The sequence below is a fragment of the Microbacterium sp. 13-71-7 genome (assembly GCF_002257455.1).
GTDB lineage: Bacteria > Actinomycetota > Actinomycetes > Actinomycetales > Microbacteriaceae > Microbacterium.
This window is the reverse complement of sequence record NZ_NCKN01000254.1, coordinates 1-5,334: the sequence shown is the minus strand read 5'-3', so window position 1 is coordinate 5,334 and position 5,334 is coordinate 1. Positions and strand designations below refer to the sequence as shown.

At 72.9% G+C, this 5,334-nt stretch carries 6 protein-coding genes; 5 read left to right on the top strand and 1 reads right to left on the bottom strand.

Annotated elements, in window-relative coordinates; translation table 11 throughout:
- On the bottom strand, positions 1 to 1,020 hold a 1,020-nt coding region (locus B7X32_RS18015; protein WP_292722777.1), incomplete at its 3' end, for an AI-2E family transporter.
- Positions 1,021 to 1,166: 146 nt separating this feature from the next.
- On the opposite strand from B7X32_RS18015, the gene B7X32_RS18010 reads away from it, so the two are divergent.
- The 5 genes from B7X32_RS18010 to B7X32_RS17990 form a co-directional block, all read left to right on the top strand.
- Positions 1,167 to 1,463 (top strand): chorismate mutase, encoded by a 297-nt coding sequence (locus B7X32_RS18010; protein ID WP_045271589.1) that lies wholly within the window; start codon positions 1,167 to 1,169, stop codon positions 1,461 to 1,463.
- Between the two features lie 180 nt (positions 1,464 to 1,643).
- Positions 1,644 to 2,558, top strand: a complete 915-nt coding sequence (locus B7X32_RS18005) for an SIS domain-containing protein (RefSeq protein ID WP_292722773.1) — start codon at positions 1,644 to 1,646, stop codon at positions 2,556 to 2,558.
- A 9-nt stretch (positions 2,559 to 2,567) separates the two neighbouring features.
- The gene (locus B7X32_RS18000) at positions 2,568 to 3,623 is read left to right on the top strand and encodes an ROK family protein (protein WP_292722770.1); all 1,056 of its coding nucleotides are present in this window, start codon (positions 2,568 to 2,570) and stop codon (positions 3,621 to 3,623) included.
- On the top strand, positions 3,620 to 4,597 hold the full coding sequence (locus tag B7X32_RS17995) for a hexose kinase (RefSeq protein ID WP_292722767.1): 978 nt from the start codon (positions 3,620 to 3,622) through the stop codon (positions 4,595 to 4,597). Before B7X32_RS18000 ends, B7X32_RS17995 begins: the two co-directional genes overlap by 4 nt.
- Positions 4,594 to 5,334 (top strand): class II fructose-bisphosphate aldolase (locus B7X32_RS17990; RefSeq protein WP_292722764.1); only part of this gene is annotated, 741 nt, incomplete at its 3' end. The genes B7X32_RS17995 and B7X32_RS17990, both read left to right, overlap by 4 nt.

Here is a 5,334-nt window from a genome sequence, read left to right as displayed (position 1 = left end):
GACCGCGAAGATCAAGGCCATCACCGGCGAGTTGAACAGGGCGATGCCCGTGCCGATGATCCAGAACAGGATCGGGCCGACCAGCGGGATCAGCGTGATGAGGAACGCGACGGTCGCCATCAGCGGCGGGAACGGAAGCCCGAGCACGAGGTAGAGGACGAAGACGAGCGCCGCGTTGATGAGCGCGAGCACCACCATCCCCATCACGTAGCCGCCGACCGAGTCGGTGATCTGGGTGGTGATCCGCGAGACGCTCTTGCGATCGCGCGCGGGAGCCAGCAGCAGCAGGCCGCTCTTCATCGAGGGCAGCGTGGCGAGGAAGTACAGCGTGAGGACGATGACGATGAGGCCGCCGGAGATGCCGGTCGCGATCGCCGCGCCGACCTGCAGCGCCGCGTTGCCGACCTGCAGTGCGCCGCCGCCCAGCTGCATGAGCTTGTTCGGGTCGCTGAGGAACTTCTGCACCTCGCTCATGAGGTCGCTCACGCCGCCGCCGAACTGCCCCTGGATCCAGCGGTACAGATCGCTGTGCAGGAACTCCTGGATGGTCGACGGGATCGACTTGACGAACTCCGCGATCTGCGTGACCACGACGGGGACGATCGCGAGGATGACGAGCACCAGCGCGAGCGCGAATCCGACGATCACGATCACGACCGACCACGCGCGCGAGGCGCCGCGCCGCTCGAGCCACCGGACGGCCGGATCGAGGCCGAGCGCGGCGAAGAGCGCGAACGCGATGTAGATGAGCACGGTGGACAGGCTCGTGAGGGCGAGCCCGAGCAGGATCGCGACGAGGCCGCCCAGGGTGACGAGGAAGCCGAACGCGAACGGGCGGTCGATCCGGGTCCAGAACGAGGCGCGCGGCGTCCCCGGCTCGGCGACCGGCCGGGGCGCGTCGTCGCCCTCGGCGTCGTCGTCGGCCACGATGGTGCCGGCCTGGGCCGCCGTGGCGACGCGTTCGCCCTCTTCCGCCTCTGCGACAGCGCTGTTGTCGAGGCCGGAGTCATCGCTGGTCATGGCTTCACCTTAGGGGAGGGGTCGCGAGCCGGCGGGCGGCCGTCCCGCGCTTCCGAGGTTCCCGGACGCGTCACGGCGGGTCCGTCTCGGCGCCGGACGGGTTATCGTCGGAGGGATCGCACGTCCGCCGCCGGTGAGGAGCCCCGATGTCCGCCCCCGATCCCCGCACCGAACTGCTGCGGCTGCGCGCCAGCATCGACAACATCGACGCCGCCCTCATCTTCATGCTGGCCGAGCGGTTCCGCTGCACGCAGCAGGTCGGCGTGCTCAAGGCGGAGCACGACATGCCGGCCTCGGATCCGGGCCGCGAGGAGCAGCAGGTCGCGCGCCTGCGCGCGCTGGCCGAGGAGGCCCACCTGGATCCGGAGTTCGCCGAGAAGTGGTTCAACTTCGTCGTCGCCGAGGTCATCCGCCACCACACCGAGGCCGCCGAGTCCCGCTGACCCGGCGGACCGGCAGGCGAAGGCCGCCGAACGCAGGACGAACAGGCCTCCTGCGAGCGGTGTTCGTCGTGCGCCGCGCGTCGCCGGGTGGCAATTCAGGGTGACGGAAAGTGCGTGTTTTGCCGTAGGATCGAGCAAGGTCACGCATTCTGCGCGACCGAAGCCCGCCGAGGAGGACGCATGACCGACCCGACCGAGAAGCTCGCCCCCGGCGCCCACATGCGCGCCGAGCTCGACTCGCAGCCCGAGACCTGGGAGCGCGCGGCCGGCATGACGGCCGAGCAGGCCCTGCTGCCGGCGAAGGGTCAGCGCGTCGCCGTGATCGGCTGCGGCACCTCGTGGTTCATGGCCCAGTCCTACGCCGCGCTGCGCGAGCGCGCGGGTTACGGCATCACCGACGCCTACGCCGCGAGCGAGGCGTTCATGGATCGCGGCTACGACGCGGTCGTCGCCCTGACCCGCTCCGGCACCACCACCGAGGTGCTCGAGCTCGTCGACGAGCTCAAGGGATCCGGATCCGCGCCGCGCATCGTCGGCGTGATCGGCGACGCGACCTCGCCGCTCGTGGGCATGGTCGACGACGCGGTCCTGCTGCCGTTCGCCGACGAGCAGTCCGTCGTGCAGACCCGCTTCGCGACCACCGCGCTCGCGCTGTTCCGCGCCTCGCTCGGCGAGGACCTCACCTCCGCCATCGCCGATGTCCGCACCGCGCTCGCCGATGTGGATCCGACCCTCGCCGGCGCCGAGCAGTACACGTTCCTCGGCCGCGGCTGGACCATCGGGCTCGCGCACGAAGCGGCGTTGAAGATGCGCGAGTCGTCGCAGTCCTGGACCGAGTCGTACCCGTCGATGGATTACCGCCACGGTCCGATCGCGATCGCCGCCCCGGGGCGGATCACCTGGCAGTTCGGCGCCGCGCCCGAGGGGCTGGACGCGCAGGTCGCCGCGACCGGCGGCCGCTGGGTGCAGCATGCGATCGACCCGATGGCCGACCTCGCGCGCCTGCACCGTGTGGCGCTCGACCGTGCGCTGGCGAAGGGGCTCAACCCCGACGAGCCGCGCAACCTCACCCGTTCGGTCATCCTCGAGGACTGAGAACCGGCGATGACGATCCCCTCCGGCGACGCCACCGCGGACGACGCCCGCGCGCACGAGGCGGCAGAGGCCGCGCGCGCCGTGCCCGATGTGATCACCGATGCCTCGGGGGACCCCCTCGTCCCGCATCAGGATCCGGGCTCGGCGGCCGAGCTCGGCGCGGGTGCCGCCGTGCTCGCGTTCGACGTGGGCGGCACCGACATCAAGTCGGCCCTCTTCGACGCCGACGGGGTCATGCTCGGGCTGCGCCGCACGCCGACGCCTGATCCGGGGAGGGACCTCCCCGAGCGGCTGATCGCCCGGCTGGTCGAGCTCGGCGCGCAGCTGCGCCAGGAGCACGCCGGGGTGGATCCGGTCGCGGTCGGGCTGGTCGTCCCCGGCATCGTCGACGAGGTGGCGGGCGTGGGCGTCTTCGCCAGCAACATGGGCTGGCGGGACGCGCCGATTCGCGCGCTCGCGGAGGAGGCGTTCGGTCTGCCGGTCGCGTTCGACCACGACGTGCGCACGGGCGGCTGGGCCGAGCACGTGCTCGGCGGCGCGCGCCCGTATCCGAACTCGATCGTGCTGATCATCGGCACCGGTATCGCCGGCGCGCTGCTGCTGGGCGGCGTGCCCTTCACGTCCGGCGGTTACGCCGGAGAGGTCGGCCATTCCCCGGTCGCGGACGAGCCGCTGTGTCCGTGCGGTGCGCGCGGCTGCCTCGAGGCGATCGCCTCGGCAGGGGCGATCGCCCGCCGCTACACCGCGCGCAGCGGGATCGCCGTGGAGGGGGCGAAGGAGGTCATCGCGCGCGCCGCCGAGGGCGACGAGACCGCCGCCGAGGTCTGGAACGAGGCGCTCGACGCGCTCGCCCTGTCGCTCGCGCAGCTGACCGCGGTCGTCGCGCCGCAGGCCATCGTGATCGGAGGCGGGCTGTCGCGTGCGGGCGGCGCCCTGTTCGACGAGCTGCACGCGCGTCTGAGGGCGCGTCTCAGCTTCCACCGCATCCCGGACCTGGTGCCCGCGCAGCTGCTGGGGAACGCCGGGATCCTCGGTGCGGCCCTGCGCGCGAGGAGTCTCGGATGATCGTCACCGTCACGCCGAATCCTGCTCTGGATCTCACCTGGCACGTCGATCGGATCGTGCCGGGCGGGACGCATCGCGCCGACACCGGCGTCGCCAGAGCGGGCGGCAAGGGCCTGAACGTCGCCAGGGTGGCGCATGCGCAGGGTGCCTCCGTGCTCGCGCTCGCGACCTCGGGAGGGGCGACCGGCGTCGAGTTCGCCGCCGAACTGGCCTCCTCGCCGGTTCCGCACGAGCTCGTCCCCGTGCAGGGGGCGACCCGTCGCAGCGTCGCGCTGGTCGATGAGCAGCTCGGCGACACCACGATCGTGAACGAGCGGGGCGTCAACCCCACGACGCCGGAGTGGGAAGCGCTGAAGGCCGCGGTGGTGCGTGCGCTGGAGGCGGCGACGGATCGGGCGACGAAGCCCGTGCTCGTCCTCTCCGGATCCCTTCCTCCCGGGGCTCCCGACGGCCTGCTGCCGGAACTCATCCGCATCGGGCGCGATGCCGGCGCGATCGTGATCGCCGACACGTCGGGGCCTGCGCTGCTGGCCGCCGCGGATGCCGGCGCGACCGTGCTCAAGCCCAACGCGGCCGAGCTCGCGGAGGCCACCGGCATCGTGGATCCGATCGCCGGCGCCTGCGAGCTGCTGCACCGCGGAGCATCGCTGGTCCTGCTCTCCCGCGGGGCGGACGGGATGCTGGCGGTCACCGCGGACGAGGTCGTGCGCGCCCGCCTCGCGCGCCCCCTCGCGGGCAACCCGACCGGCGCGGGCGACGCCGCCGTGGCCGCGTGCGCCGTGCTGATGGCGCAGGGCGAGAAGGATCCGACCGTGCTGCTGGGCCGTGCGACCGCCTGGTCGGCCGCCGCCGTGCTGATGCCCCTGGCGGGCGAGATCCACCCGTCGTGGCCCGACCTCGAGTCCTCCCTGCTCATCGACAGCCCGCCCCTGACGGCGCTGAGCCGACCGTCCACCGAAAGGACACCCCGATGACCCTCGTCTCCGCCCGCGACCTCGTGCACGACGCGGCCCGCCGCGGCACCGGCGTCGGCGCCTTCAACGTGATCCACCTGGAGACGGCCGAGGCGCTGGTCGCCGCGTCCGCGCAGGCCGAGCTGCCCGTGATCCTGCAGATCTCGCAGAACTGCGCCGACTACCACGGCGGCCTCGAGCCGATCGCGCTCGCCACCCTCGCGGTGGCCCGGCGCGCGGCCACCCCGGTCGCCGTGCACCTCGATCACGCCGAGCGTCCGGAGCTCGTGGACGAGGCCATCGCCCTGGGCTTCGGCTCCGTCATGTTCGACGGCGGCGCGCTCGACTACGCCGAGAACGTGGCCCTCACCGCGCAGGTCGTCGAACGCGCCCACGCCGCCGAGGTGTACGTGGAGGGGGAGCTCGGCGAGGTCGGCGGCAAGGACGGCGCGCACGCGCCGGGCGTCCGCACGGATCCGCAGGAGGCCAGGGCCTTCGTCGCGGAGACCGGCGTCGACGCGCTCGCCGTGGCCGTCGGATCCTCGCACGCGATGACCGACCGGACCGCGGCCCTCGACCTCGACCTCATCGCGCGCCTCCGCGAGGCCCTGCGCGGCGCGGGGGAGGACGGCGTCGACGTGCCGCTCGTGCTGCACGGATCCAGCGGCGTGCCGGATGACGCGATCGCGGCGGCGGTGCGCGCGGGGATGACGAAGATCAACGTCTCCACGCATCTGAACGGCTTCTTCACGCGCGCG

Excerpts from the sequence above, each read along its gene's own strand:
- B7X32_RS18010 (WP_045271589.1), top strand. The coding sequence starts at position 1,167 with ATGTCCGCCCCCGATCCCCGCACCGAACTGCTGCGGCTGCGCGCCAGC.
- B7X32_RS18005 (WP_292722773.1), top strand. The coding sequence starts at position 1,644 with ATGACCGACCCGACCGAGAAGCTCGCCCCCGGCGCCCACATGCGCGCC.
- B7X32_RS18000 (WP_292722770.1), top strand. The coding sequence starts at position 2,568 with ATGACGATCCCCTCCGGCGACGCCACCGCGGACGACGCCCGCGCGCAC.
- B7X32_RS17995 (WP_292722767.1), top strand. The coding sequence starts at position 3,620 with ATGATCGTCACCGTCACGCCGAATCCTGCTCTGGATCTCACCTGGCAC.